At 31.3% G+C, this 25,974-nt stretch carries 26 protein-coding genes; 10 read left to right on the top strand and 16 right to left on the bottom strand.

What is annotated here, in order from left to right; all coding sequences use genetic code 11:
* Nucleotides 1–94 precede the first annotated feature (94 nt).
* The 12 genes from DIS18_RS08685 to DIS18_RS08630 all read right to left on the bottom strand — a co-directional run bounded on the left by DIS18_RS08685 (nucleotide 95) and on the right by DIS18_RS08630 (nucleotide 12,382).
* Nucleotides 95–2,383 carry a leucine-rich repeat protein gene (locus DIS18_RS08685; RefSeq protein WP_181364020.1) on the bottom strand — a complete coding sequence of 763 codons (2,289 nt, stop codon included), beginning with the start codon at nucleotides 2,381–2,383 and terminating at the stop codon, nucleotides 95–97.
* 381 nt (nucleotides 2,384–2,764) lie between these two features.
* Entirely contained in the window at nucleotides 2,765–3,403 is a 639-nt protein-coding gene (locus DIS18_RS08680) for a peptidase associated/transthyretin-like domain-containing protein (protein WP_109352689.1), read from the bottom strand.
* Nucleotides 3,404–3,528: 125 nt separating this feature from the next.
* Nucleotides 3,529–4,068, bottom strand: coding sequence for a DUF4251 domain-containing protein (locus DIS18_RS08675; protein ID WP_181364019.1), 540 nt, complete (start codon nucleotides 4,066–4,068; stop codon nucleotides 3,529–3,531).
* A gap of 96 nt (nucleotides 4,069–4,164) precedes the next feature.
* Nucleotides 4,165–5,214 (bottom strand): glycosyltransferase family 9 protein, encoded by a 1,050-nt coding sequence (locus tag DIS18_RS08670; protein ID WP_109352687.1) that lies wholly within the window; start codon nucleotides 5,212–5,214, stop codon nucleotides 4,165–4,167.
* A gap of 64 nt (nucleotides 5,215–5,278) precedes the next feature.
* On the bottom strand, nucleotides 5,279–6,091 hold the full coding sequence (locus DIS18_RS08665) for a DMT family transporter (protein WP_109353224.1): 813 nt from the start codon (nucleotides 6,089–6,091) through the stop codon (nucleotides 5,279–5,281).
* Nucleotides 6,092–6,107: 16 nt separating this feature from the next.
* The gene (locus DIS18_RS08660; RefSeq protein ID WP_109352686.1) at nucleotides 6,108–7,022 is read right to left on the bottom strand and encodes an EamA family transporter; all 915 of its coding nucleotides are present in this window, start codon (nucleotides 7,020–7,022) and stop codon (nucleotides 6,108–6,110) included.
* Nucleotides 7,023–7,071: 49 nt separating this feature from the next.
* Nucleotides 7,072–7,527, bottom strand: coding sequence for a cold-shock protein (locus DIS18_RS08655; protein WP_109352685.1), 456 nt, complete (start codon nucleotides 7,525–7,527; stop codon nucleotides 7,072–7,074).
* A gap of 447 nt (nucleotides 7,528–7,974) precedes the next feature.
* Nucleotides 7,975–8,811, bottom strand: a complete 837-nt coding sequence (locus tag DIS18_RS08650; RefSeq protein WP_109352684.1) for an NmrA family NAD(P)-binding protein — start codon at nucleotides 8,809–8,811, stop codon at nucleotides 7,975–7,977.
* 17 nt (nucleotides 8,812–8,828) lie between these two features.
* Nucleotides 8,829–9,308 (bottom strand): anthrone oxygenase family protein, encoded by a 480-nt coding sequence (locus DIS18_RS08645; RefSeq protein WP_109352683.1) that lies wholly within the window; start codon nucleotides 9,306–9,308, stop codon nucleotides 8,829–8,831.
* Nucleotides 9,305–9,697, bottom strand: coding sequence for a DUF5367 family protein (locus DIS18_RS08640; RefSeq protein ID WP_109352682.1), 393 nt, complete (start codon nucleotides 9,695–9,697; stop codon nucleotides 9,305–9,307). Before DIS18_RS08640 ends, DIS18_RS08645 begins: the two co-directional genes overlap by 4 nt.
* A gap of 89 nt (nucleotides 9,698–9,786) precedes the next feature.
* Nucleotides 9,787–10,638 (bottom strand): helix-turn-helix domain-containing protein, encoded by an 852-nt coding sequence (locus tag DIS18_RS08635; RefSeq protein WP_109352681.1) that lies wholly within the window; start codon nucleotides 10,636–10,638, stop codon nucleotides 9,787–9,789.
* Between the two features lie 184 nt (nucleotides 10,639–10,822).
* Nucleotides 10,823–12,382 (bottom strand): DEAD/DEAH box helicase, encoded by a 1,560-nt coding sequence (locus DIS18_RS08630; protein ID WP_109352680.1) that lies wholly within the window; start codon nucleotides 12,380–12,382, stop codon nucleotides 10,823–10,825.
* Nucleotides 12,383–12,553: 171 nt separating this feature from the next.
* Here DIS18_RS08630 and DIS18_RS08625 point away from each other — a divergent pair, with 171 nt between their 5' ends.
* Together DIS18_RS08625 and mgrA are read left to right on the top strand one after the other, a co-directional pair.
* Nucleotides 12,554–13,870: a sulfatase-like hydrolase/transferase gene (locus DIS18_RS08625; protein ID WP_245925640.1), complete on the top strand. Its 1,317-nt coding sequence runs from the start codon at nucleotides 12,554–12,556 to the stop codon at nucleotides 13,868–13,870.
* Between the two features lie 120 nt (nucleotides 13,871–13,990).
* On the top strand, nucleotides 13,991–15,004 hold the full coding sequence (mgrA, locus tag DIS18_RS08620; RefSeq protein WP_109352678.1) for an L-glyceraldehyde 3-phosphate reductase: 1,014 nt from the start codon (nucleotides 13,991–13,993) through the stop codon (nucleotides 15,002–15,004).
* Here mgrA and DIS18_RS08615 read toward each other — a convergent pair whose 3' ends face one another.
* Complete coding sequence (locus DIS18_RS08615; protein WP_109352677.1) at nucleotides 15,005–15,682, bottom strand: hypothetical protein; 678 nt, start codon at nucleotides 15,680–15,682, stop codon at nucleotides 15,005–15,007.
* 571 nt (nucleotides 15,683–16,253) lie between these two features.
* Between DIS18_RS08615 and DIS18_RS15105 the strand changes: the two genes are divergently transcribed.
* Both DIS18_RS15105 and DIS18_RS08610 read left to right on the top strand, forming a co-directional pair.
* Complete coding sequence (locus DIS18_RS15105) at nucleotides 16,254–16,388, top strand: hypothetical protein (RefSeq protein WP_281261085.1); 135 nt, start codon at nucleotides 16,254–16,256, stop codon at nucleotides 16,386–16,388.
* A 70-nt stretch (nucleotides 16,389–16,458) separates the two neighbouring features.
* A complete protein-coding gene (locus DIS18_RS08610) occupies nucleotides 16,459–17,016 on the top strand; it encodes an ExbD/TolR family protein (protein ID WP_109352676.1) in 558 nt (185 codons plus the stop codon).
* 50 nt (nucleotides 17,017–17,066) lie between these two features.
* Here DIS18_RS08610 and DIS18_RS08605 read toward each other — a convergent pair whose 3' ends face one another.
* Nucleotides 17,067–17,435 carry a 3D domain-containing protein gene (locus DIS18_RS08605; RefSeq protein ID WP_109352675.1) on the bottom strand — a complete coding sequence of 123 codons (369 nt, stop codon included), beginning with the start codon at nucleotides 17,433–17,435 and terminating at the stop codon, nucleotides 17,067–17,069.
* 69 nt (nucleotides 17,436–17,504) lie between these two features.
* Complete coding sequence (locus tag DIS18_RS08600) at nucleotides 17,505–19,508, bottom strand: alpha-ketoacid dehydrogenase subunit alpha/beta (protein ID WP_109352674.1); 2,004 nt, start codon at nucleotides 19,506–19,508, stop codon at nucleotides 17,505–17,507.
* 147 nt (nucleotides 19,509–19,655) lie between these two features.
* Between DIS18_RS08600 and DIS18_RS08595 the strand changes: the two genes are divergently transcribed.
* Genes DIS18_RS08595 through DIS18_RS08575 form a run of 5 tightly spaced genes read left to right on the top strand, consistent with a single transcriptional unit; the run spans nucleotide 19,656 to nucleotide 23,613 of the window.
* Entirely contained in the window at nucleotides 19,656–20,606 is a 951-nt protein-coding gene (locus DIS18_RS08595) for an isopenicillin N synthase family dioxygenase (protein WP_109352673.1), read from the top strand.
* A 3-nt stretch (nucleotides 20,607–20,609) separates the two neighbouring features.
* Entirely contained in the window at nucleotides 20,610–20,939 is a 330-nt protein-coding gene (locus tag DIS18_RS08590; RefSeq protein ID WP_109352672.1) for a translation initiation factor, read from the top strand.
* 3 nt (nucleotides 20,940–20,942) lie between these two features.
* Nucleotides 20,943–21,887 carry a DUF1835 domain-containing protein gene (locus DIS18_RS08585; RefSeq protein WP_109352671.1) on the top strand — a complete coding sequence of 315 codons (945 nt, stop codon included), beginning with the start codon at nucleotides 20,943–20,945 and terminating at the stop codon, nucleotides 21,885–21,887.
* Nucleotides 21,877–22,746, top strand: coding sequence for a nucleoside phosphorylase (locus tag DIS18_RS08580; RefSeq protein WP_109352670.1), 870 nt, complete (start codon nucleotides 21,877–21,879; stop codon nucleotides 22,744–22,746). Before DIS18_RS08585 ends, DIS18_RS08580 begins: the two co-directional genes overlap by 11 nt.
* Before the next feature lie 12 nt (nucleotides 22,747–22,758).
* On the top strand, nucleotides 22,759–23,613 hold the full coding sequence (locus DIS18_RS08575; protein ID WP_109352669.1) for a substrate-binding domain-containing protein: 855 nt from the start codon (nucleotides 22,759–22,761) through the stop codon (nucleotides 23,611–23,613).
* 7 nt (nucleotides 23,614–23,620) lie between these two features.
* On the opposite strand, the gene DIS18_RS08570 is transcribed toward DIS18_RS08575, so the two are convergent.
* Nucleotides 23,621–24,448: a glycoside hydrolase family 16 protein gene (locus tag DIS18_RS08570; protein WP_181364018.1), complete on the bottom strand. Its 828-nt coding sequence runs from the start codon at nucleotides 24,446–24,448 to the stop codon at nucleotides 23,621–23,623.
* Nucleotides 24,449–24,594: 146 nt separating this feature from the next.
* On the opposite strand from DIS18_RS08570, the gene DIS18_RS08565 reads away from it, so the two are divergent.
* Entirely contained in the window at nucleotides 24,595–25,968 is a 1,374-nt protein-coding gene (locus DIS18_RS08565) for a TlpA family protein disulfide reductase (protein ID WP_109352667.1), read from the top strand.
* The last annotated feature ends 6 nt before the right edge of the window (nucleotides 25,969–25,974 follow it).

Genomic DNA, 25,974 nt, shown 5'->3' with positions numbered 1-25,974 from the left:
ACAATTAACCGTAAGTGTTTTAATGAAAAACACTTACGGTTAATTAAATCAAGAAATGGGGCTTATTTCTTAAATATGTTCTGCTTAAAATAATTTACTTCGCAAACTTTTTAACAAGTTTTCCTGTATCGAACGTTAGTTCCAATATATATACACCGCCAGATAGATTATCAATTGCTATAGTACTTTCTGTACCATTATTCACTTTTGCTCCAGAAATGCTGTATATACTATAACTTTTAAGTTTTGCACTTCTAGATGATATTATTTTTAATGCATCGCTATTGGTTACTATTTTTATACCATGCTCTAATTCAAAATTTGAAGTGTTCAGTGATGCATCTTGTGTTACAGGGTTAAAACCTGTCCATAAAGCACCTGAATCTGTAACATATGCTACTAAAGTACCAGGTGGAATATGTAATTCAATATTGCTGCGGTTAAAAGCAAAAGTATCATTAGTACCTGTGGTAATTGTTGGTGGTGTTGTAGCATATGAGGTTACACTAGTTAATGGGTTATTGCCAAAAGCCAATAAACCGATAAAAGTAACATTACTAGGAATAGTAACACCTGTTAAATCATTATCTACAAAAGCACCAATACCTATATCAGTAACATTAGCACCTAATGAAAGATTAGTAATAGAATTTGTAGCAAAAGCTGTAGTTTCAATAATGGTAACACTATCTGGTATTGTTACACTCGTTAAATTGTTAGTATTAAATGCAGAAATTCCAATATCTGTAACACTATCAGGAATGGTAACACTAGTCAAACCAATATTTTCAAATGCTGAATCATCAATTTTTGTAACATCAAATACAATAGGACCAGCTGCAACAGTTGCTGGTATTACAGCATTGGTACCATTTACTGGATCATAATTTGAAACTTCAACTGTAGTTGGAGATGTTGCTTCAAAAACCATTTTAAACCCTGTCCATAATGCACCACTATCAGTAACATATTCGTCAGTAGTATTATTTGTTATAATTAAATTAATATTACTACGATTAGAGACCCCGAAAGTACCTCCAGCAAGAGTCGTTATAGTAGGTGGTGTTGTATTTAGTGAAACAATTGTGCTTATAGGGTTTAGTGTAAAAGCCAAATAATCTATATCAGTTACGCTCTCGGGTATTATAACACTTGTCAGTTGATTACTATTAAATGCATGATGTTTAATATTAATAATACTATTAGGAATAGTAATACTTGTGAGTTGTTTCTGTGCAAAAGCATTAATACCAATACTAGTAACATTATAATTTGAAATACTATAGGAAACACTAGCAGGTATATCAACTACAGAACCTCCAGTCATATCATAATCAATAGCTTCAACAGTATCTGGTGATACAGAGGTTACTTCATAGGTTATATAATCAACAACAAAAGTACTACCAACAGTCAATGGACTTGCCTCAGTTACCGAATTAAACCCTGTCCAACCACCAGCAGCATATGAAGTTGATGTTCCATTCGGAATGGTTAAGTCAATAATAGAACGATTCCAAAAAGAATCATTAATACCTCCTGTGAATACAGTTGGTGGTGTAGTTGCTTGTGACGTTACAGTAGCTAAAGGATTATCCCTAAAAGCAGTATTCTCAATGTTTGTTACCGTAGCAGGAATTGTAACATGAGTTAAATTATTACTTCGAAAAGCGCCAACATCAATATTTGTAATACCACTAGGGAATGTAATATTAGTTAATTGATTAGCACTAAATGCACTACCAAAACTTGTAACACTATTTGGAATAACAATGCTTTGAAGTTGGTTTTGACTAAAAGCAGCTGAACCAATAGTGATAAGGTTATTTGAGAGTGTAGCACTAGTTAATTGATTGCTTTGAAAAGCAAATTGACCAATAGTGGTAACACTATTTGGAATAATAATACTAGTTATTTGATTCGTTGAAAAAGCATGATCTCCAATGCTTTCAATACCATTTTCTAAAGTAACACTTGTTAAATTATTATGCCAAAAAGCATACTGGCTAATACTAATAACACTTGACGGTATTGTTAATGTTGTTAAGTTCTGGTCTCGAAAGGCCTGAATTCCAATGCTTGTTATATTACTAGGTAAGGTAAATGTAACACTGGTTATTTTACCAGTTGGTCCATTATAATTAAAAGCGTCATCCTCAATACTAGTTACATTATAAGTTGTGCCATTATTAATAACTGTGGCAGGTATAACTACATCTGTGCTGCCATTATTATGGTCATAGCCATGAACTTCCACTTCATAGGGTGAAATAGAAGTAACTTCATAAGTAACAAAATTATCAACAAAGGTATCTCCAACCGTTTGCGAATACCCTATTAAAGCTGTAAATAGAGTCATTAAAATAAGTAGTTGTTTTTTCATGTTATTGTTTTTTGGGTTATAAACAGCCAAAGTAACCTGATAAAACATACTATTATATAGTGAATCTTTTTTTGAGGTGGTTTGAGTAATATACGTTGAACTAGATTTTATATTCGTTTTACGTATTAATATTTAAAAGATACTTGAAGTCATAATTATAAACTGAGATTCTTATAAAATACTTAATATTAAAGTATAAAACATCAAAAGCCCTTGAATTAACAAGAGCTTTAAGATATACTTAATCATCAAATGTTTCTTTTTAGAGATTCAAAGAATCATTTACTTTATGTTTCATCCAATGATTAATATTGCAAAACTGAAAATTTCATGGTAATTACAATGCAGCATATTTACCTTTAAAATAGTTTAGTTAGATTTTTAATAGGAATAGGATTCGGTTTCTTCTCTACCTAAAACAATATCACGCTTCGCTTCAAATAAACCTTCTTCCTTGTTTAACTTTAAAGTTAGAATTCTTTTAGGGTTAGTTTCCTCAACTTTCTTTCTACATTTACCAGTAAGCAAAGGGTCATTATCAAAAAGAAATGTTTCAATTTTATACTCAGGCTTATTAGGCTCTTTAATAATAGGCAGAATCTGAGTCAATTCGTTACTATAAAGATATTTACCAGGTACAAACGTATAAAATGTGTACTTACCGTCAGAATCAGTTTTAACCCATCCTCTATGGTGCACATAGCGTTTTTTATTTTGTCTTTTTAATTCAAAATCTCCATTTTCGTCAGTATGATGAATAAACAACATAACATTTTTTGCAGGTGTTACACCATCATTTTCATAAATGGTACCAGTTACTTTTAACTTTTGAGAGTTTGCAGCAAAATCAGGAATAGTATCTACATTATTCAATTGCTTTTCTGAATAATCATAGATAGGACTTCTTTTTTTGTAATTCTTTGGAATATCTTCTGATTCACCAGTACTATCTTGAGCAGATAAAAAGTTGAAACAAGAAAGGATTAAAACAAAGCTAAATAGAGTAATTAAGTTTTTCATTTGGGGATGATTTTTTTAATTACCTCAAAACTAAGTCAATACATAAATCTTGAAGAAAATAATCGATTGAACTATAAAATTCTACGATGAATAGATGAAACGCATCCTTTTAAAGTAAAAACTAATTATTTCTTAATTGGTTCAACTTGTCCTATATAAGAAATAGGAAATCTAGATGAACTGTTAACTCTAATTTCGCTTTTTAAACTTGGAAACAACTGAATTATAATATTAAAAGTTTCAGATTTGTTTCTAGCGCTAAACCGAATAATATGACTATCATGCTTTCCTTTAGTTTCAGAATAGTCCTCCATCATAGTTTTTAGTACTATGCCGCTATCTTGTCCTCCATAGCCAATATTCATTTGACGTTCTCCAAAATAAGGCAAATAGGAGTTTATACTATCGCTCGAAATCGCTAAGAAATTTGAATTCCCTATAAGGTTTATAGCATTTGCTGAATTTCCAGGTTGTAATAGCCCTGAGTTTAAAACCTGTTGAACAGCATTCGTAACTTGTGGATAGGCCCAATTTGATTCAATAGTATAGTTTTTACTTTCAACTAAATTTTTTAAAGCATTAATTTGAGCATCAGTAGCTTTTGATGATTTACATGATACTAATGATAGAATACAAATAATCAGATATAAACAGAAAGTCTTCAAAAAACAAAAAATTTAGTTACTCAATTTAGTAAATAATCTTTTGATGTCATCTTATAAAAGTGTTAAAAACAGCGTGTTATAACTTAAATAGTTATGTTAAGACTTTAAAATTTGTGCGATTTCCTTAAACCAATCATCAATGTTAGTTTCATTGGTATTTAGAGCAACACTTCCATTACCGTAAGACCCATAAATTTTTGTATTTGTTCTAGAAAAGAAACCAACAATTGGGGTTTGAGAAGCACTAGCAAGGTGCATTACACCATTATCTGCGGAAACAAAAACACTAGTATTGTTTGTAATTGCACCCATTTCTCGAATATCTTGACTGTAGAAGTTTGGTGCTTTAAAGTTAATTTTAGAAATGTTTTCTATGGGTAGCATCTCGATAATATTATAATCAGGATATTCCTTTAATAATCTAGAATACACAGCATCCCACCAATCTTCAGAATAACATTTAGCACCAGTAGCATTAGTATAAATGCAAATTGTTTTTTTATCATTTTTAATGATGCTATTTAAAATCTCTTTTCCTTTGAAAAGCTCGTCATCACTGAGTTTAATATCTAAAAGAGGCACTTCTGTTTGAATATTTTCAAATCCTAATTTAGACAAGTAATGTCTTAAATTATAAATAGGATATTTAGATATGTGCTCATGATCAGCATATTTCGTTTTAATACTTTCATCAACATCTCCAAAAACTTTAATTTTTGCTTTGGCTAATTGCGTTAACAATTTACCAGACGATGAGTTTCTATCTGCATTTATAACCAAATCATAGGTTTTATTTTTGATAGACAACCAGCTTTTAGCGTATTTAAAGACGTTATCAAAAGGTTTTCTAGGTAATTTTATAATGGTATCAATTTCATTGTAGTTTTCAAAAACAGGATGAGCTACACCACCCTTAACAAACAAATCAATAGCACAAGCCGGAAACGTATTTATAACCTCTTGAACAAGTGGTGTTAATAATAGTTGATTTCCTAAACGATGATTAGGCCTAATAATCAAAATACGCTTAATTTCAGAAAACACAATATCACCCTTCTTTGGCTCTGTATAAGAACTACCAACACGCTTGGTAATACTTCGCATAATGCGTCTTCTAATTTTATTAATGCGAACTTTTAAACTCATTTAAATACTTTTTTATAAAATAAAGCGCAGCAAAATTACAAATTAAATACCTTTAATAAGGTGCTTATTTTTTGCCTTTGTACATGGCGTTAAGTATTAACCCAAAAATAATCATGGTAATACCTAAAAGGCTATATAAAGTGTAAACCTCGCTAAACAATAGTGCTCCAATTAAAAGTGTGAAAATAACCTCCAAATACTTTAACGGTGCTACTTGGTTAGTTGATGCAATTTGAAAAGCTTTAGTCATATAAACCTGCCCAAAATAACCAAACATACCAAGGCCAAATACCATAAGCCATTCTATTCCTTTAGGGTTCACCCAATTATTAATAGATAATATGCCACCTACAATGGTAGAAATAACCATAAAATAGTTTACAACAACTACAGGATGGTTACTCTTCCCTATTTTACTAATTACAATGTAAACCAGTCCGCTAAAAACGGCAGATATAAAAACTAAAAGCAGCCCAAAACCATCCAATTCAGTATCAAAGCCCTTTAAAATTAAAACACCAACAAAAGCCATAGTAAAAAATAACCATTGCAAAGGTTTTATTTTTTCCTTCAGAAAATAAATAGCAAAAACTCCAGCGAATATTGGAGCCATATAACGTAAAGATACTGCGGTGCCAATAGGTAAATATTTGGTAGACATAAAAAATAAACTCATAGAGGTAACACCTACTAAGCCTCTTAAAACCAAAAGCTTTCTGTTTGTTCCTAAAACTGGAATCTTATTTTTAAGTAAAAATCCAAACGTGAAAAACAATGAACTTACAGATCTGAAAAACACAATTTGAAAAGCATTCATATGCACTAGATGCTTAACAATAGCATTCATGCTTGCAAATGCCAAAGTGCTTATCAGCATAAATTTTACAGCTTGTTTAACGTCCAATATTTTTTAATTTAAAAGTACGTTTCGTATTTATAAAATAAACACCAGTAAGTAAAACCACAGCAGCAATTATAGATTGCAAAGTAATATGTTCATCTAAAATCCACCAACCTAGAATTAGAGCAATAATGGGGTTTACATACGTATTAGTTGCTACTTTTTCTGGGGAGACCTCTTTTAAAAGAAAATTAAAAGATGTAAAAGCAATAATACTTCCAAAGATAATTAACCCAAGCATAGACCATTTTACATCCGTTTCCCACAAGTTAGGTAGCACCCAAGATTCACCTAAAAATATACTAACAATAGCAAGCATAATACCACCAGTAAGCATTTGGTAACCCGCATTTACAAATATGTTTGAAGGTAAGTCAGCTTTACCAACAAAAATACTCCCGTAAGCCCAACTTAGCATACAAGCAAAAATTAAAATCATTCCTAAAATCTGCCCGTCTTTACTTATAATTTCTTTTTGGCTCACTAAAAGAAATACACCTATAAAACCTAAAACTACGCCAATGTAAGACATTGTAGAAATACGTTTACCTAAAAGTATACGCATCATAATAAGTACCACCAAAGGTTGAGACGCAATCTCTAAAGCTGCAAAACCACTATCAATATATTGTAGTGCAACAACAGCAAGCCCGTTACCTAAAGTTAAAAACAAAAAGCCTGAAATGGTAGTGTTAAGTAGCTGTTTTTTTGAAATATATAAACTAACTTTTAAAGATTTAGCTATTATAAAAATAATAACACTGGCAACTGCAAAACGTACACCCGAAAGAAAAAACGGTGCCAACTGCGTAACAGCTATTTTATTTAAAAGGTACGTAGAACCCCAAATTACATAAATAGCAAAAAAGGCTAAAATGATAAGAACCGTTTTACGCGATACACTCATATTTAGCCTTTTGTATGATTAGATTTCTGGAAAATAAACCAGAAAAACTTTATATTTTCTTAACTCTTACGGCATTCATACCCTTTTGCCCACGCTCTAACTCGTAAGTTACTTTATCGTTTTCCTCAATATCCTCAAGCAATCCGCTAACATGTACAAAATATTTTTCTTGGTTTATGCTATCAATTATAAAACCAAAACCTTTAGAGTGGTCAAAGAAAGATACTTTACCCTCTTTGTTTGCTGGCTCCTCCTCTTCTCTGTCCTCTTTTTTAGGAATTCCTAACTCAATACTTTCTGCCTCAACCTTTTCACGCATTGCTGGGTCTGGAGGCGTATCAGTTAAATTACCGTTAAAATCAACATATGCAAACTGAATACCAGATGTACCACTTGCTTCCTTTTCTGCCTTACGAGCTTCTTTCTTTTTTTGCTTTTCTTCTCGTTTCTTTAAGCGTTTTTTTTCTTTTTCAATTTTGTTAAATGTTACTTGCGATTTTGCCATAGTTTAAAAATCCTCTGTGTTTTAAATATTTGTAGACTGTAAAGATACGCCTAATATTTCTCATCCTATAATAATCAACCCATTAATAGGCTCACCGCACAATAATCAAGATAAAAAGCAACCTGAACTTAACTTGTGCTAGTATTAAAATAAATATTTGGGCATTACCCGTAAAGGGTCGGGCTTTTATTGATGCATTTCTATTTTAAATTTTTGAATTCATGAGCATAAATGTTTCGTTGCAAGTCTTCGCTTATGCACTAAACTGCAAAAGCTGTGGGCTATCCACTGCAACCCCTAACGCGGGGCCATTTGCTGAGGGTTGTTGTTTTGGAGTATCGCTTAACGGCCCTGAATATTAATAGCTAGTTAATATTTAGCCCTATTCGAAAGATAAAAAGAATAGCGACTTGAATATAAAACTCAAATCGCTATTATTTATATAAGTTATGCAGCGCTTACCTGATTCCAAATACCAGTTTGAGCAGTTTCTTGCGCATATTCTAAAAATGTTTTTGCTTTTCTGCCCAGAACTTTCTCTATATCATTAATTACTAACTGATTTTTCGGATTGGTTAAGACATGACTAAATAAATACTCAATTAACCAAACAACATCATTTGGTATTTGCATTTGTTTCATGCCATCAATATATTGTTCTAATGTGATGTCATAGAAATTTAAACTTCTGTCAATAGTCTTCGAAATGATATCAACGACTTGCTTAAATGTAATTAATTCTGGTCCTGTTACCTCAATGATCTCTCCATTAAAAGCATCATCTAGTAATACAGTTGCAGCAACTTCTGCAATATCATTTGCATCTACAAATGGAATTAAAACATCAGACATTGGCAATGCTACTTCTCCAGATAAAATAGGTTCTAAAAAGAAACTTTCGCTCCAATTTTGGTTAAACCAAGACGCTCTAACTATGGTATAATCCATACCAGAATTTATCACAATTTTTTCACAAGCTTCAGCTTCTGTTTCCCCTTTTCCAGAGAGTAAAACCATTTTTTTAACACCTAACTCTTTAGCTAAATAAGTTAAACTCTGTATGGCCTCTTTGGCTCCTGGGACAGCTAAATCAGGATAATAGGTTACATACATTCTTTCTATGCCTTGTAAAGCATTTACCCAAGTGTCTTTATTATCCCAATCAAAGCTTGGTGATGCGTTTCTTGAGCCAATTCTTGGTTCAATTCCTTTGTTTTGTAATTGTTCTACTACTCGGCGACCAGTTTTTCCGGTTCCTCCGATAACTAAAATGTTCGTTTTCATAATGAATTGTTTTAAAATTATTTTTTAATAAATATTGATATAAGTAATAGTATGAATGAAATTATACTTGAAATGGTTCGTATGTTATGATATTGATTCCAAGCACTTTCATAATAGGTTCTAAAGTTTTTTAATTCTAATATGCTCAGTTTGGTAATGTTTAATGCTTCTAATTCATTATTTAAAGGAACATTTCCAAAGGCTGTAATACCAAAAGTCCCAATTAGGTATATGATTGCTGATGCTAAAACCAACCCAAACATTGATTTGTTATTAAACTGCATACTGGCGGACATTACCAACATAATAAGGCTTCCAAAGAACACAATAAAGAATGCTGGGTTTAAGATTTCTTTATTGATACTCTGCATGCTTTCCAAGTAAGTGAAATCGCCTACTTTTTTTGTTCCCAGTATAACCGAAACGGACCAAGCGAAGAAAAAGCCTGTAGAAAGTGCATTCAATAAAATTGTTATAAAAAGAGCTGTTGTTTTCATGCTTTTATTTTTTTTGTTAAATGAGTACCGAAATACAATACAATGAAGTAAAACTCAACTACTATGGTATAAAACATAGGGTCTCCAAAGAATTTTGAATAACTCCCACCATACGGTATTATAAAAGCAGGAACTGTTATCAATACATCTAATACAGTAGCCACAATTACAAATGTAATAGCCAATGCAGATGGTTTCATGTAGTGGTTTCTATAGAACAGATAAGTCCCTAAACATGCGCTAGGTATAATGCCTAAAGCTAGTATGATATTTGATTGTAATTCAGGGTTTTCTAAAAAAGGTATATAATAGGAAAAGAGGTAAAAGCCAACTCCTAAAACCCAAACTAAAATGCCACATAGAATGCTAAATAAATTTTTACTAATCATAATTTTTGTTTTTAATTATGATACAAATTTATTGTAGCTGTAAGCCAGCGACTTATTCAAAAAGAATTATAATTTATTCGAAAAGAATTTTATACTTGGCTAGGTCTATAACCAAACTTTTTTTCAAAAGCGTTAGAGAAAGAGCCTAAACTATCATAACCTACAGCCCAAGCAGCTTCTTGAATAGTTTTTCGTTCTTTCTTTATTAAATTATATGCTTTTTTTAATCGTTCGTTTTGTAAGTATTTAAAAACAGGAACACCAAACTGCGCTTTGAATTCTATTTTTAGTTTGTTGGTATTAGTTCCAATTTTATGAGCCAATTCGGTTAAGGAAGGTGGATTTTCTAAGTCTGAAAGTAAAATTTCTTGTGCTAGATTAATTTTTTCTAATAGCGAATTATTAAGTGGTGTATTTTGTTGGTTGGCTAGTTGCGCAAAATAATGAGAAAGTAAAGCAGCTATATGACTTTTATAGAACATCATTTTAATCTCTCCTACATAGGTATTGCTAAAGAATTGCTCAACTAATAGAAACATTTCTGGGCTCATATTAAATACAGGACCTCCAACATAATGATCTTTTGGGTGTACTAACTGATGCAAAAACTTTTCTAAAAAGTGACCTTCGCTATTTTGTAATTTGTCTATGTTTTTAATAGTTGTTGCTATTACTAAACATTGAAGCGGCTTTAATTTTGATACATGATGTTCAAATTCTACTTTATTATTTGCGTAGAATGATAAAACCATACCCTTTGTATGATGAAATTTTTTTATTTTTTCATCAAACTTTACATTAAGTCCAACATCACCCGCACCATAAAAAGCGATAGCTATTACAGGTTCATCAAAAAAACATGAATCAATTAAGTTTTTATCGGTAGAAGCTTCTTCCAATAAAATGGTATAATCATTTATGTCTATGATTTCACGATTCATTCTTGTATTTATCTCAATTAGGTTTAATTATTCCTAATATTTTGCAAAATATGAGTCGTTTGTATGACTTATATTCTGAATGAAACGAAGTTATCAATTTTTTCTGATAGACTCAAATTCGTAAAAACCACAAATAACTAGAAAAGCTAAGACTTTTTTGTAAAATCCAATATAAATTAACCAATTAATCCTCAGGTGGATACCCATGAATCTGCTCAAAAACCTCATCAAAATTCTGGCGTAAGTAAGAGTTCAGTTTCTTTCTGTAATCGCCTTTAAGCCATTGCACAAAATTAAAAGTACTTTTGCTAATGCACTTGGTATAGCGCTGAATTCTAAAGTCTATATCATCACCAAGTTGCTTAGCTAATGCTAAGGCATCATAAACATCTTCACTATTTTCAATACAGATTTTAGCATGTTGTTCTATGGAGCGTTCTAAAACTACTTTTGAAGATTCACCACCTCTAATAGAATCTACATACGTTTTCTGAACATCAAAATGCACGTCTTCAGATTTAGCAAATTCAGCACGTAAAGCATCTGGCATTTCATACCTAAAATTACTTTCAAGCTCTTCATCACTTAAAATAGCATCAAGATAGTATGTAGGCGATTTAAATATACGCTGCCAATCTAAATTATCACCCCATGGTCCAAACCTATGGAAGTTATTACCCAAATCTACAACTGTAAAACTCTTTTTATCTTTTAATATACGCGATCCACGACCAATCATTTGGTAATAAAGCGTCAACGATTTTGTAGCTCTATTAAGAATAATACTATCAACGGTAGGTTCATCAAAACCAGTAGTTAAAATACTAACCGAAGTTAAAATAGCATCAGGTGTTTCCTTAAACCATTTTAATATCATAGCACGCTCTTTTTTAGAATTAGTATTATCTAAATGTGCCACAGGATAGCCTGCTCTTCTAAAAGTATCATAAACATGTAAAGAGGTATTTATACCGTTGTTAAAAATTAAAGTTTTTTTGCCTTTACAGCGCTCTTCGTATGCTTGTATCAACTTGGTTAGCATATCATTATCGGTATACAAATCTTCTGATGATTTAACTGTATAATCACCGTTTGCACCAACTACTAACGAGGTTAAACCTACGTTATATGTATACATATCTGCACGTGCTAAAAAGCCATTTTCAATAAGTGATTCTATACTTTCTCCAACAATTAATTCATCATAATTATCGGTCATTGGTAATTCTATACTAGAACTTAAAGGCGTTGCAGTTACTCCTAAAATAAACGACTGACTAAAAAATTTAAATAATTTTGTAAACGAGTTGTAATGTGCCTCATCAATAATAACCAATCCAATATCTGAGATATCTAATTTATCATCATTAAGCCTATTGTTTAAAGTTTCTACCATAGCAACAAAACAGCTGTATTCTCCCTGATCACTTAAATCTGCTTTACTATCAACCACTTTATTATGCACACCAAATTCAGTAAGCATGTTTGAAGTTTGTTTACACAACTCAATTCTGTGCGTCATAACAAGTACCTTCTTTTTGTGGTGCTTTAAGTATTGCCTAACAATTTCAGAGAAAATAACCGTTTTACCACCACCCGTTGGCAATTGATAAAGCAAGTGATAATCTTTGGGAGATTCTTCAAAAGCAGTAAAAATTTTATCTATAGCTCCTTTTTGATAACTGTATAAATTTTTACCCTCTACTCTTTCTTCTAATTCTAATTCTGCGTTTGTAACGGACATACTTTAAATTTTGCAACGTGCAAAAATAACACCTTTAAAGGGTTTTTCTAGTATGTTTAGTGTGAAATTATCAAAGGAATATTAACAGTTTAAAAAATTATTCTCAACTTAGGCACAAGTTTATTTTTTAGAAATCATCTAAACTATTGAAAAACAAATCTTTTTGAATTTATGAAACACCTAGTTTACCTGTTTATGTTTGCCTTTTGTCTAGTGGCTTGTAGCGATAGTTCTGATACTATTAATGAGGAAGATGAAATGGAAGAGATGGAGGAAGGGGAAAACACAAGCGATTCTCCTAACATTCTCCTTATTATTGCAGATGATATGGGATTAGATGCAACACCTGGTTATAATATTGGTTCGATAAAACCAAATATGCCTAACCTTCAAAGTTTAATGGCTTCAGGGATTAGGTTTAATAATTTATGGTCTAACCCAACATGTACGCCAACTAGAGCTGGAATTATTACTGGTAAATACGGACTTAGAACAAATGTTTTAGCTGTTGATGATCCGCTTTCAACCTCAGAAACTTCACTTCAAAAATTTATAGACATAAATACCAATGATGAATATGCCAACGCTGTAATTGGTAAATGGCATTTGTCAAGAGATGCAAATCATCCAAACGATATGGGTGTAGATTATTTTGCTGGTTTTATTGGTGGTGGCGTACCATCGTATACAAATTGGGCTTTAAATATTAACGGTTCTACAAGTACTTCAACAGATTATTCAACTTCGAAATTTACAGATTTAGCTATAGATTGGGTTGATGCTCAAACAAAGCCCTGGTTTTTATGGTTGGCTTACAATGCACCTCATACACCTTTCCATTTGCCACCAAATGATTTGCATGATCAAGGTGCTTTAGCATCAGATAGTGCTAGTATAGACTCAAACCCACTACCCTATTATATGGCTGCCCTTGAAGCTCTTGATAAGGAAATGGGCAGACTAATAAATTCTTTAAGTGATGAAGAAAAAGCAAATACTGTCATTATTTTTATAGGTGATAACGGAACTCCTGGACAAGTAGCTCAAGGATATAATTCTAGACGCGTAAAAGGAAGTATTTATCAAGGTGGTGTTAACGTACCTATGATAATTTCTGGAAAAAATGTATCTCGTTCGAATGATAGTGAAGATGCTTTAATAAACACCACCGATTTATTTGCTACCATTGCTGATATTGCAGGAACTGAAACTACTGAAATTAATGATAGTAAAAGTTTTAAAGGCTTGTTAAATAATTCTAATGATAGTAAACGTGATTATACATATACTGAAAACGATGACCATACCATAAGAAATGCAACCCACAAATACATTTATTTTGATGATGGCTCTGAAGCTTTATACAACCTAAGTAGTAACCCTTTAGAAAATCCAAACCTACTAAACAGTAATCAATTGCCACTAAGCACTGAAAACAGTGCCATAAAAGATGAGTTAACTTCTAAACTGGCAGAAATAAGAAACTAATTAATTCCTAAATTTATTAGATAATATAATTTTAAAGCCTTTGATATTTATATCTGAAGGCTTTTTTTATACATTAAAGTCTAAATGAATTTATACATTTGCTTTTCATAATTTTGAAACATGGAAATCAACGATAAATCTACAGAAAACTATTATTCAGCTAATGATAAGCGTTATGAATCAATGGTATATAAGCGTACAGGTAAAAGTGGTGTTAAATTACCTGCAATTTCCCTCGGGTTATGGCATAACTTTGGGTTTGTTGATGATATTGAGAATGGGCGAGATATTTTAAGAACAGCTTTTGATTTAGGAATTACGCATATTGATTTAGCCAATAATTACGGGCCTCCTCCTGGTTCTGCTGAAGAAAACTTTGGGACTATACTTAAGCAAGATTTTAAATCTTACAGAGACGAGTTATTTATAGCCACAAAAGCAGGATATGGGATGTGGGACGGACCATATGGAGATTTTGGATCAAGAAAATATTTAATCTCAAGTTTAGACCAAAGTTTAAAACGCATGGGTTTAGATTATGTTGATGTTTTTTATCATCATAGACCTGATCCTGAAACACCTTTGGAGGAAACTATCGGAGCTTTAGCAGATATTGTACGCCAAGGAAAAGCATTATACGCTGGTATTTCAAATTATGGTCCTGAAGATACACAAAAAGCTGCTAAATTATTAAAGGATTTAAATGTGTCATTTATTTTGCATCAAGCTAGATATTCCATGTTTGATCGATGGGTAGAAGACAGTCTTTTAGATACATTAAAAAATAATGGTGTGGGTTGTATAGCCTTTTCACCTCTTGCTCAAGGCATGCTTACAGATAAATATTTAAATGGCATACCTAAAAACTCAAGGGCTGGAAATGATTCTGTTTTTTTGAACGCAGAAACGGTTCAATCTAATATTGAAAAAGTACAAAAGCTAAATACTATAGCGAAAGAACGTGGACAAAAACTATCTCAAATGGCTATTGCATGGATATTAAGGCAACCACAAGTAGCTTCAGTATTAGTGGGTGCAAGTTCTTCAAACCAATTAAAAGAAAATGTAAAAGCTTTGGATTGTTTAGATTTTTCTGAAGAAGAATTAAATTTAATAGAAACTATAATTAGCTAATTACTCTTTAACTACAATGATGGTTGCTTTAACACCAGTGGCGAGATTCCATTGGTTTTGAGAAATAATTTTCCCAGAATCATCGATAACTTTAAATTCTGCAGTATTTGGGCCAGATTCTCCTTGATTTAAGGCTACGAAGTCAATCTTATTAAAACCTTTTTGTAAATCTAATTTAAAACCTTTAAATCCACCTGTTAAAAATACTCTAGCGTGAATAATATCATCGTTTACACGAACTTGAATAATATCACCATCTGTATAACCATGATCCCGATAAACAACATTTACAAACTTAGATTGACTTTTAAAATCACCAAAATACTGGTCTATTGTACTTCCATTTCTCAAAGCAACTTCTTTTTCACTAAGTTTCAAATCCTCTAAATTTTTATTCACTTGCTTTACATAAAGTTCTCCCGGATTTCCAAACTCTTCTTCCGGAAACATTGAAAACTCTTTTTTAGGCATTTCTAGTTTTGGAGCTACCTTAGGTCTATTAAAGCCAATATTAGTGCTTTTCTCTATTGGTTTTGAAGGTATTAATGGACTAACATCAGATGAATCCTTCTTGCTTTCTATAGCAGGTATAGAAATGGATTTTTTCTTGCTATCTATTTGTGCTTGTGTAGAAAGCGATGCGAGAATAAAAAAAAGAAATAAAACAAAAGGTTTCATTAATATAATATGATTTAAATAGACCTGTGTAAAGTCAAAGATATTTGTTTCTTAATAATACAACTAGTATTTACTTATTATTTAGTATCTGTTTAACAATAACCGTTCCTAAAACTAGTATTTGGTTCAATTTTCACCCCTAGCCTTACAAAAAAATGTTAAAATATGTTAATTTACTACTTTGTTATGCATAGTACTGTAACAAATTTAAATTGTAGTCGTCTATCTAGTATAATTAAAAAATAAAAACAATAAATAATCATTAATCAATCAAAATCAAATATTATGAGAACTTTAAACAACAATCAATTATCAGGAACTTTAAACGGTACTAAAAGTAATCAATGGAATACTAAAAGGCGTTACAGATAAACATCACTTTTAATTAAACTTTCATCAATCAATTTAAATTAATCAAAAACAAAAAATCATGAGAACTTTAAACAACAACCAATTATCAGGAACTTTAAACGGAACAAAAAGTAACCAATGGAATACAAAAAGACGTTACAAATTTTAAGTAACGTCTTTCAAAATAAACTTTCATCAATCAATTTATAAATCAATCAAAATGAAATCTTTCACTAAAATATCTAGACGTTTAAGAAACATTACTCAAGAAAATCTATTGAGTAGTAAACGCATCATAGATTTTCAAGCATCTCATACTGGTGTTTGGAAAGGGACAAAACGATACGCGCATTAAATTGAATAACATGTAGTTATGGTATTGTTTTTGTGACTTAATCACCACATTAACATTTAAAACTATAATTATGAGACACTCAAAATTAGTGCCTGAAGTAAATGCGGGGTCTATGGCAGACATCGCATTTTTATTGCTTATCTTTTTTTTAGTAACTGCCACAATATCTTCTGATGAAGGTATAAACAGGATACTTCCACGTGAATGCCCTACTGGAATGGATTGTACAAATAACATTAATGAACGCAACATTTTGCGCATCATCATTAGTAATAATGATGAAATTATGTTGGAAGACGATATCATTCCAATTGAAAACCTAAAAGAAATTACCAAAACCTTTCTAGATAATAATGGTGATGGTAGCTGTGGTTATTGTGAAGGCCTAAGAAGCGCTGAGTCTTCTGATAGTCCAAAAGAAGCCATTGTTTCATTACAAAATGGAAAACAAACTACTTACAAAACTTATATTGCTGTTCAAAATGAGCTTACTAAAGCTTATTATGAACTGCGTCAAGCTTATAGTTTGAAGGTGATTGGTAAACCTTCTGACGATTTAACTAAGGCAGAAATTAAGCAAGTTAAAGATGCTTATCCTTTTATTCTTTCAGAAGCTGAAACGAAATAAATTATTTTAATATTGAGCTATTATGGCGGCAACCTAATAGCTCAATATGTTTATTTAAGAATACCATATTCAATACAAAGATGCTTTCTTCCCCATTGTTTTGCTGCTTTAACATCTACTCCCATATAAACATCAATACGCCTTTTCCATCTATAATGCATTTTATCTTTTACAAAATAAATACCTTCTAAACCTTCAACTCTAACTGGTGTATTGTGCTTTAGCCCTAATCTTAACAAATCTCTTGACACTGCAATATATTTTAATCCTGGTTTTAAACTGTCACCAAAAGCAGTAATATGGGGATTAGAACTTGTTTGATATGCTAATGAATTATATGCAGTTGCTGTAACATCTATTGAGTCCCAAATATATTTATCTTCAAATGTTTCCTCTGGATTTTTACAGCCAAAAAGCATTACCGCAGATAGTAAAATAAGAAATCTCAAAATAAAATATTTTAGGTTTTCTTAAAGGTAATAATAAAATTAGTACGCTAAAAGTGCTTTTAATTCAGCTTCAAATTCATTTTTTGGAAGATATTGTTGTTCTAATTGACTTGCAAAAGGTATAGGCGTTTCCATACTAGCAACACGTTTAACTGGCGCATCTAAATATTTAAAACAATGCTCCATAATTAAAGCTGAAATATCGCTAGCTATACCACCAAAGAGCGAGTCTTCTTGAAGTATAATAGCTTTTCCGGTTTTTTTTACTGATGCGTAAATGGTTTCTGTGTCTAAAGGTTGAAGAGTTCTTAAATCAATAATATCTGCTGAAATATCTGGATTATTTTTTAAAGTTTCTAAAGCCCAATGCACTGCTGCACCATAAGAAATAATAGTGATGTCTTCTCCATTTTTTAGCATTGAAGCTTTACCGAAATGCAAGGTGTAATAATCTTTAGGTACATCTTGACGAATACTTCTATACAATCCTTTATGCTCAAAAAATAGCACAGGATTAGGATCGTTAATAGCTGTTGCTAACAAACCTTTTGCATCATAAGGAAATGCGGGATAAACCACTTTTAATCCTGGTGTTTTTGTAAACCAAGCTTCATTTGTTTGTGAATGAAATGGACCAGCGGCAACGCCACCTCCACAAGGCATTCGAATAACTACATCAGCATTTTGATTCCATCTATAATGTGTTTTTGCTAAATAGTTTACAACGGGATTGAATCCAGAACTTACAAAATCTGCAAATTGCATTTCAACAACACTTTTTATCCCTGTTATGGACAAACCCATAGCAGCTTCAACAATTGCTGACTCACAAATTGGTGTATTTCTAACTCGATCTTTACCAAATTGCTCTAAAAAACCATCTGTAATTTTAAAAACGCCACCGTAATCTGCTACATCTTGTCCCATGATAACCAAATCATCATGTTTTTCCATACTTTGTTTTAAGCTTTCAGAAATAGCATCAACGAAACGAATTTCTTCAAAAACATTTTCACTTATAATTTCTTGATAATCAAATGGTTTAAATACATCATTTAATTCTTCAGTTTTATCTGGTATTATATTTTCTTCCGCGAAAGCAACCTCTAAATGTTCGTTAATCTCATGAACAATAGCTTCTTTTATTTCAACTTCATCTACGTCATTTAACAAATCATTTTCCTTTAAAAATGCTTGGAAATTTAATAAAGGATCTTTTGCAGACCACATGTCCATAAGCTCTTGTGGAACATACTTTGTACCACTAGCCTCTTCATGCCCTCGCATCCTAAACGTTTTAAATTCTAATAAAATAGGTCTAGGGTTTTTTCTTATGCTTTCTGCTAATGCACTAACCTTAATGTAAACTTCAGTGATATTGTTGCCATCAATAATATGAGATTCAATACCATAACCCTTACCTCTATCTGCTATATGCTCACAGTTATACTGCTCGTTTGTGGGTGTAGACAAGCCATAACCGTTATTTTCAACACAAAACAATACTGGTAATTGCCATACAGAGGCTACATTTAATGCTTCGTGAAAATCGCCTTCACTAGTACCTCCCTCACCTGTAAAAACTGCCGTAACTTGGTTTTTGTTTTTCAACTTAGAAGCTAAAGCAATACCATCAGCTACACCTAATTGTGGCCCTAAATGAGAAATCATCCCAACAATTTTATATTGCTGAGTGCCAAAGTGAAAAGAGCGATCTCTCCCTTTTGTAAACCCAGATGCTTTTCCTTGCCATTGCGCAAATAATCTATATAATGGGACTTCTCTTGTGGTAAAAACACCTAAATTTCGATGCATGGGTAAAATATATTCATCTTTCTGCATCGCCATAGTCACACCAACAGAAATAGCTTCTTGACCAATACCAGAAAACCACTTACTAATTTTACCTTGACGCAATAAAATAAGCATCTTCTCCTCTATCAATCTCGGTTTCAACATATTTCTATATAAAGACAGAAGTGTTTCGGCGTCTAAACCTTCAATATCGTAAGTTATGTTTGATGAAGTTTTTGTCACTTTCATAAAAAAATACTTATTTCATTATCAAATATACTACAAATAGTAAATATTAATAGAAAAAATTGCACATAACTCAGTATATATAACTTTGAATGTTTTTGTACATTTGTGTTAATCACTTTAAATACATTCACTTAAATTTTACGCCTTATGAATACTATACCAAGTGTTAATTTAAAAGACTTTCTTTCTGAAGACCCTATTAAAAAACAAAACTTTGTTGATGCCATTGGTAAAGCTTATGAAGAAATAGGTTTTGTAGCACTTAAAGGTCATTTTTTAGATGACGCTTTGGTTGACAATCTATATAAAGAGGTTAAAAACTTTTTTAGCTTACCTACCGAAACTAAGCAGAAATATGAAATACCTGGAATTGGTGGACAACGTGGTTATGTGTCTTTTGGAAAAGAAAGTGCAAAAGGCAAAAAAGAAGGAGATTTAAAGGAGTTTTGGCATTTTGGACAATATGTTGAAAATGATGATAAACTCAAAGAAGAATATCCAGATAATGTTATTGTAGATGAGCTAAAAGAATTTAATGATGTTGGTAAAGAAACATATAGAATGCTTGAAAAAACAGCTAAATATGTTTTGAGAGCACTGGCGTTGCATTTGGGAATTGAAGAGACTTATTTTGATAACTATATTTACAATGGAAACTCCATTCTAAGACCAATTCATTATCCGCCAATAACACAAGAACCTGATGAGGCTGTTAGAGCTGCTGCGCATGGTGATATTAATTTAATTACACTTTTAATGGGTGCCCAAGGTAAAGGATTACAGGTGCAAAACCATAAAGGCGAATGGATTGATGCTATTGCAGAAGCTGATGAATTAATGATTAATGTTGGTGATATGCTTTCAAGACATACTAACAACAAACTTAAATCTACAATACATCGTGTTGTGAATCCTCCAAAAGAACTCTGGGGAACATCTCGATACTCCATCCCATTTTTTATGCATCCAATTAGTGAAATGAAATTAGATGTACTCGAAGGTTGTATTGATGAAAATAATCCAAAAGCATTTGAAGATATAACTGCAGGCGAGTTTTTAAATGAAAGATTAATAGAATTAGGACTTATCAAGAAATAATTGATGGATTTACCAGACCAACTTAAAAACTTATTTCCGGATCACGTTGAGGGAGAAAATAATTCGAATGAGCACAAATCTTCTGGAATCTGGATGCAAGATGATCCTATACTTTGTAAATACGAAAAACGAAAAGGAAAGCCTATTACAATTCTTGAAGGTTATACAGGTGCAACCGAAGATTTTAAAATATTGGCAAAAGAAATTAAAACAAAACTTAGTGTTGGTGGTAGTTTTAAGGATGACAAAATTATAATCCAAGGTGATTATAGAGATAAAATTATGCAAATGTTGAAAGATAAAGGGTTTAATGTAAAACGTGTAGGCGGATAATTTATGAGTCATACTATTTTGCACATTACCAATGGTGGCGTATTAACGTCTTACCTTAAAGAGTTACAAATTCAAGGTGAAATTGTTACATGGCAAGAAATGCTCTGTGAAGGTCCTACTCAGGAAATTGTTCATTCAACGAGTTTAATTGAAAAAAGAGGGGAGTTTTTAAATACATTCTATGATATAGAATTGGATTTGAATAAAATTGACTTTGCATTATCGCAATTAGATAATGCAAATGATAGATATAATGAAGTTACCATATGGTTTGAATACGATTTGTTTTGTCATATAAATATGATAGCTGTTATTAGTATGCTAAAACAAAAGAACATTAAGCTTCCTGTATATTTAGTTTGTAGTGGAAGAGTTTCTGGTACTAAAGATTTAAAAGGTTTAGGAGAATTAAGCCCAGAACAATTAATGAATCATTACAAAAAGAAGGTTAAATTAACTGCTAAAGACCTAGATTTAGCTATAACACTTTGGCAAATTTATTGTGGTGTAGATCACAACTTGTTTAAACCTTACATAACAAAAACGTCTTCATTTAAATATTTGAGTAATTGTTTAAAAGCGCATTTAGAGCGGTTTCCAGATTCTGTTTCAGGGTTAAACATTTTAGAAACTAACATACTAAACCTTATCAAAGAAAATGATATAAAATCTAAACATCATTTACTTGGTTACGCACTTAATTATCAAGGCTTTTATGGCTATGGAGATTTACAACTAAATAGAATAATTGATTACTTAAGTCCACTCTACACTGTTACTGAGAATTCTGTAAAACTCAATAGAAAAGGGCACGAAGTGCTTATTGGTCAATTAAACGCATCAAAAGAGTTTAAAAACGACATGGTTTTTGGTGGCTTAAGCAAAAGTGATTTTCAATTTAATAAACAAGAAAACAAACTAGTCAAAACTGTTACAAATGCCCATTAAAGAATCAGAACTTATTTTAAATCCAGATGGGAGTATTTATCATTTGAATTTAAAACCTGAAAACATTTCAAACACCATTATTTTTGTTGGCGACCAAGATCGTGTATCAAAAGTAACTTCACATTTTGATTCTATTGAATTTGAAACTCAAAAACGCGAATTCAAAACCCAAACAGGTTATTATAAAGAAAAACGCATTTCAGTAATTTCTACGGGTATTGGCGCTGATAATATTGATATTGTTCTTAACGAATTAGATGCTTTAGTAAATATAGACTTTAAAACTAGAGAAGTCAAAAATAAGCTTACAAGTTTAAATATTATAAGAATAGGGACTTCTGGAGCTTTACAAAGTAATATTCCTATTGACTCATTTTTATTAAGCACTCATGCATTAGATATTAATGGTATGCTTCAAGCATATAAAATTGATTCGATTAGAAATTATGATATTGAAAACGCTTTTATACAACAAACAAATTGGCATGTACAAAAACCAAATCCTATAGTAATAAGTGGCAGTGACAAGCTTAGAGAAAAATTTGAAAATAAAACGTTTTATAAAGGCTTAACTGCTACAGCTGGAGGATTTTATGGACCTCAAGGGCGCGTACTTCGTTTAGAGCTTCAAGATTCAAAATTAAACTCTAAAATAGATGATTTTAACTTTAATGGCGTAAAAGTTACTAATTTAGAAATGGAGACTTCTGCTATATACGGTCTATCAAAATTATTAGGACACGAAGCAATTTCTTTAAATGCTATTATTGCTAATAGGGTTTTAGGAGTTTTTAGCGAAAATCCGAATGCAGTAGTTGAGAATTTAATTATTTATGCACTTAATAAAATTACAGAATAAACGATTGACTTAATGAAGAAAGTAAATATTGGAGGTGTACCAGAACATTTTAATTTAGCTTGGTATCTAACACTTAAAGAAGGCGAATATAAAGAAGAAGGTATAAACCTAAGGTGGCATGATTATTATGGTGGCACTGGTGCTATGTGTAAAGCATTAAGAGATGGTGATATTGATATTGCAGTAATTTTAACGGAAGGTATTATTAAAGATATAATAGCTGGAAATCCAAGCAAAATTGTACAAACTTTTGTTGAAACTCCACTGCATTGGGGTGTTCATGTTGCACACGATTCAAAATATAAAGCGGTTGAAGATTTAAAAGGTACCAAGGCTGCTATTAGCCGATATGGCTCTGGATCTCATTTAATGGCATACATAAATGCTGAGAATCACGATTGGGATTTAGAAAAAGATTTGGATTTTGAAGTTATTAAAAACCTTAATGGAGCTGTTGAAGGACTAACTAATGGTAAAGCTGATTATTTTTTATGGGAAAAATTTACAACTAAGCCAATTGTAGATGAAGGTGTATTTAGACGAATAGACAATTGCCCTTCCCCATGGCCTTGTTTTGTTATTGCGGTTAGAGAGGATTTTATTGAGAAAAATGAAAGTGAACTAAAAACCATTTTGGATATCATAAATAATACTACCATAGATTTTAAAGATATACCAAGTATTGATAAAACCATTGCTAATCGTTATGAACAGAAACTAGAAGATGTACAAGAATGGCTAAGTATAACTGAATGGTCTCAAGAACTGATTAATGAAAAAACAGTTATGAATGTTCAGAAAGAATTATTTGCTTTAAATATTATTACTGAGATTGTAGATTATAAAGATTTGATTTATAAAATATAATATGTTTTTAGATTTTATAGACTCTAACATAATCTATTTCCATAATTGATTCTTCAAAATTGGGGTCAATAGTAAACCATTCACCTCCCATTGCAACATTTAATATTAAAAACTGATTTTTTGTATATGGCCAATTATCAGCATTTTTAACTTCTGGATTGTAAGTATATTTTAAATCATCATCAATTAAAAATTGTATTTCATTTTCATTCCATATTATTGAATATACATGAAAAGCTGTATCATAATCTGATATTGTAGTTTTTCCAACACCAACATTTGGGCAACCACCATGACAAGCTGGGTTATGCGTAGCACTAGTAATAATTGCTGGTTGATGGCCCCAATGTTCCATAATATCAATTTCACCGCAAGCAGGCCAACCAACACTTGTTATATTGGAACCTAACATCCAAATTGCTGGCCATGTTCCAATTCCTGAGGGAAGTTTTGCTCTTACATCTACGCGCCCATAGGTAAATGAAAATTTTGAATTTATACGCGCAGAAGTGTAATTTTTTGTTGAATTTTGAAAAGAATAAGTTTCTTTTTTAGCTACAATTTTCAAGGTGCCATTTGATATGTACGAATTATCTGTTCGACTAGTATAATGCTGCTTTTCTCCATTCCACCAACTCCCATTATTTGGCGGAACAACTTCATGTTTCCATTTACTTGTATCTATAGTATTACTGCTATCAAATTCGTCTGAGAAAATTAGATTATTTTCAACCTCTGGTTCATTATTTATTTCATTATTACTATTTTCTTTACTACAACCCGTAATGAGAATAATAGATAATAAGCATGCTATTTTAAATATTCTAATTTTCATGAGCATAAACATTTATTTGCAAAATAGCAAAAAGTTTAAGAAGCACCTATTTTGTTTGTTCAATTGCTGAAAAATGTTAATAATTTATCAAAACAAAGAAAAAAGCCTTTCAATTCGCTATTTTTGATACTTAAACAATTGTAAAAATGAAAAAACTATTATGTATTGCTTTAGCAATAGCTTTATTTGCTTGCAAAGATGAAGTAAAACCTGATTATGCTATAATTACAGGAAAAATCACAAATAAGCAAGAAGGAGATTTAACTATCAATAGTGATGATAGATCTTTTAAAGAAACATTAGAAGTAACTAATGATGGATCTTTTATCGATACTTTAAGTACAGATATTAAATCTTATGTGCTTTATGATGGTAAAAATCCTATTTTCCTTAATATAGAGCCTGGTTATACTTTAAACATAACTTATGATGCTAAAGATTTTGATAATACTATAGCTATCACAGGCATTGGTTCTGAAGTAAATAATTATTTAGTAGCTAAGCGAAAAGGAGAAAAAGAACTTTCAAAACAAAACAAAGAAGTCTTTTCATTAGATGAGTCTGCATATAAAGAAAAGATAACAGCATTTAAAAATTCTCAAGAGGAGTTATTATCTAATTTTGAAGGATTATCAGCTGATTTTATAGCTAAAGAAAAGAGAAATCTTAATTATGGATACTTAAGTAAATTAAATACATATGAGAGAGCTCATAAATATTTTACTAAAAATGAGGGTTTTAAAGTTTCTGAAGATTTCTTGAAAGAAGTAAGAGAATTAGATTATTCTAATATTGAAGATTTTGAATTTTCAAACAACTATAAAGGGCTAGTAAATGATCACTATACTAATATAGCAAATAAATTAGCTGAAAAAGATTCAATTGCTAACGATATGGCATTCCTAAAAACTGCTAGCGCTATAGATAGCGAGACAATTAAGAATACATTATTATTTGATTTTGCAAATTATAATATGACCTATTCTGAAGATGTTACTGCATTTTATAACAGCTTTAAAGCTAATTCAACGAACGAAAAGAACAATGGAATTATAAACGAAAAATACAATAAACTTATGGCGTTAGCAAAAGGAAGTCCTTCTCCTAAGTTTGTTGGTTATGAAAATTATGCAGGAGGAAAAACGTCTCTTGATGATTTAAAAGGAAAATATGTATATGTTGATGTTTGGGCAACTTGGTGTGGACCATGTAAACGTGAGATTCCATTCTTAAAAGAAGTTGAAGAAAAATACCATGGTAAAAACATTGAGTTTGTAAGTATTTCGATAGATAGAGTTGCTGATCATGAAAAATGGAAAACTATGGTTAATGAAAAAGAACTTGGTGGTGTACAATTATTTGCAGATAATGATTGGAATTCTGATTTTGTAAAAGAATATCAAATTCAAGGTATTCCAAGATTCATTTTAATTGATTCTAAGGGTAATATTGTTGATTCAAACGCTCCAAGACCTTCTAGCAAAGAATTAATTAAACTCTTTGATGAACAAAGTATTTAATTATAA

Origin of the sequence: Algibacter marinivivus, from assembly GCF_003143755.1 — a bacterium.
In the GTDB taxonomy this organism is placed as follows: domain Bacteria; phylum Bacteroidota; class Bacteroidia; order Flavobacteriales; family Flavobacteriaceae; genus Algibacter_B; species Algibacter_B marinivivus.
This window is presented reverse-complemented; position numbering and strand designations above follow the sequence as displayed.

What these genes read in the sequence shown, in the direction of transcription:
- DIS18_RS08565 (WP_109352667.1), top strand. Translation starts at nt 24,595, where the DNA reads ATGAAAAAACTATTATGTATTGCTTTAGCAATAGCTTTATTTGCTTGC.
- DIS18_RS08595 (WP_109352673.1), top strand. Translation starts at nt 19,656, where the DNA reads ATGAATACTATACCAAGTGTTAATTTAAAAGACTTTCTTTCTGAAGAC.
- DIS18_RS08635 (WP_109352681.1), bottom strand. Translation starts at nt 10,638, where the DNA reads ATGAATCGTGAAATCATAGACATAAATGATTATACCATTTTATTGGAA.
- DIS18_RS08605 (WP_109352675.1), bottom strand. Translation starts at nt 17,435, where the DNA reads ATGCTTTTTGGCTGTAAAAATCCAGAGGAAACATTTGAAGATAAATAT.
- DIS18_RS15105 (WP_281261085.1), top strand. Translation starts at nt 16,254, where the DNA reads ATGAAATCTTTCACTAAAATATCTAGACGTTTAAGAAACATTACTCAA.
- DIS18_RS08590 (WP_109352672.1), top strand. Translation starts at nt 20,610, where the DNA reads ATGGATTTACCAGACCAACTTAAAAACTTATTTCCGGATCACGTTGAG.
- DIS18_RS08570 (WP_181364018.1), bottom strand. Translation starts at nt 24,448, where the DNA reads ATGAAAATTAGAATATTTAAAATAGCATGCTTATTATCTATTATTCTC.
- DIS18_RS08600 (WP_109352674.1), bottom strand. Translation starts at nt 19,508, where the DNA reads ATGAAAGTGACAAAAACTTCATCAAACATAACTTACGATATTGAAGGT.
- DIS18_RS08580 (WP_109352670.1), top strand. Translation starts at nt 21,877, where the DNA reads ATGCCCATTAAAGAATCAGAACTTATTTTAAATCCAGATGGGAGTATT.
- DIS18_RS08575 (WP_109352669.1), top strand. Translation starts at nt 22,759, where the DNA reads ATGAAGAAAGTAAATATTGGAGGTGTACCAGAACATTTTAATTTAGCT.
- DIS18_RS08610 (WP_109352676.1), top strand. Translation starts at nt 16,459, where the DNA reads ATGAGACACTCAAAATTAGTGCCTGAAGTAAATGCGGGGTCTATGGCA.
- DIS18_RS08660 (WP_109352686.1), bottom strand. Translation starts at nt 7,022, where the DNA reads ATGAGTGTATCGCGTAAAACGGTTCTTATCATTTTAGCCTTTTTTGCT.
- DIS18_RS08645 (WP_109352683.1), bottom strand. Translation starts at nt 9,308, where the DNA reads ATGAAAACAACAGCTCTTTTTATAACAATTTTATTGAATGCACTTTCT.
- DIS18_RS08670 (WP_109352687.1), bottom strand. Translation starts at nt 5,214, where the DNA reads ATGAGTTTAAAAGTTCGCATTAATAAAATTAGAAGACGCATTATGCGA.
- DIS18_RS08630 (WP_109352680.1), bottom strand. Translation starts at nt 12,382, where the DNA reads ATGTCCGTTACAAACGCAGAATTAGAATTAGAAGAAAGAGTAGAGGGT.
- DIS18_RS08650 (WP_109352684.1), bottom strand. Translation starts at nt 8,811, where the DNA reads ATGAAAACGAACATTTTAGTTATCGGAGGAACCGGAAAAACTGGTCGC.
- DIS18_RS08685 (WP_181364020.1), bottom strand. Translation starts at nt 2,383, where the DNA reads ATGAAAAAACAACTACTTATTTTAATGACTCTATTTACAGCTTTAATA.
- DIS18_RS08665 (WP_109353224.1), bottom strand. Translation starts at nt 6,091, where the DNA reads ATGCTGATAAGCACTTTGGCATTTGCAAGCATGAATGCTATTGTTAAG.
- mgrA (WP_109352678.1), top strand. Translation starts at nt 13,991, where the DNA reads ATGGAAATCAACGATAAATCTACAGAAAACTATTATTCAGCTAATGAT.
- DIS18_RS08640 (WP_109352682.1), bottom strand. Translation starts at nt 9,697, where the DNA reads ATGATTAGTAAAAATTTATTTAGCATTCTATGTGGCATTTTAGTTTGG.
- DIS18_RS08680 (WP_109352689.1), bottom strand. Translation starts at nt 3,403, where the DNA reads ATGAAAAACTTAATTACTCTATTTAGCTTTGTTTTAATCCTTTCTTGT.
- DIS18_RS08625 (WP_245925640.1), top strand. Translation starts at nt 12,554, where the DNA reads ATGAAACACCTAGTTTACCTGTTTATGTTTGCCTTTTGTCTAGTGGCT.
- DIS18_RS08655 (WP_109352685.1), bottom strand. Translation starts at nt 7,527, where the DNA reads ATGGCAAAATCGCAAGTAACATTTAACAAAATTGAAAAAGAAAAAAAA.
- DIS18_RS08585 (WP_109352671.1), top strand. Translation starts at nt 20,943, where the DNA reads ATGAGTCATACTATTTTGCACATTACCAATGGTGGCGTATTAACGTCT.
- DIS18_RS08615 (WP_109352677.1), bottom strand. Translation starts at nt 15,682, where the DNA reads ATGAAACCTTTTGTTTTATTTCTTTTTTTTATTCTCGCATCGCTTTCT.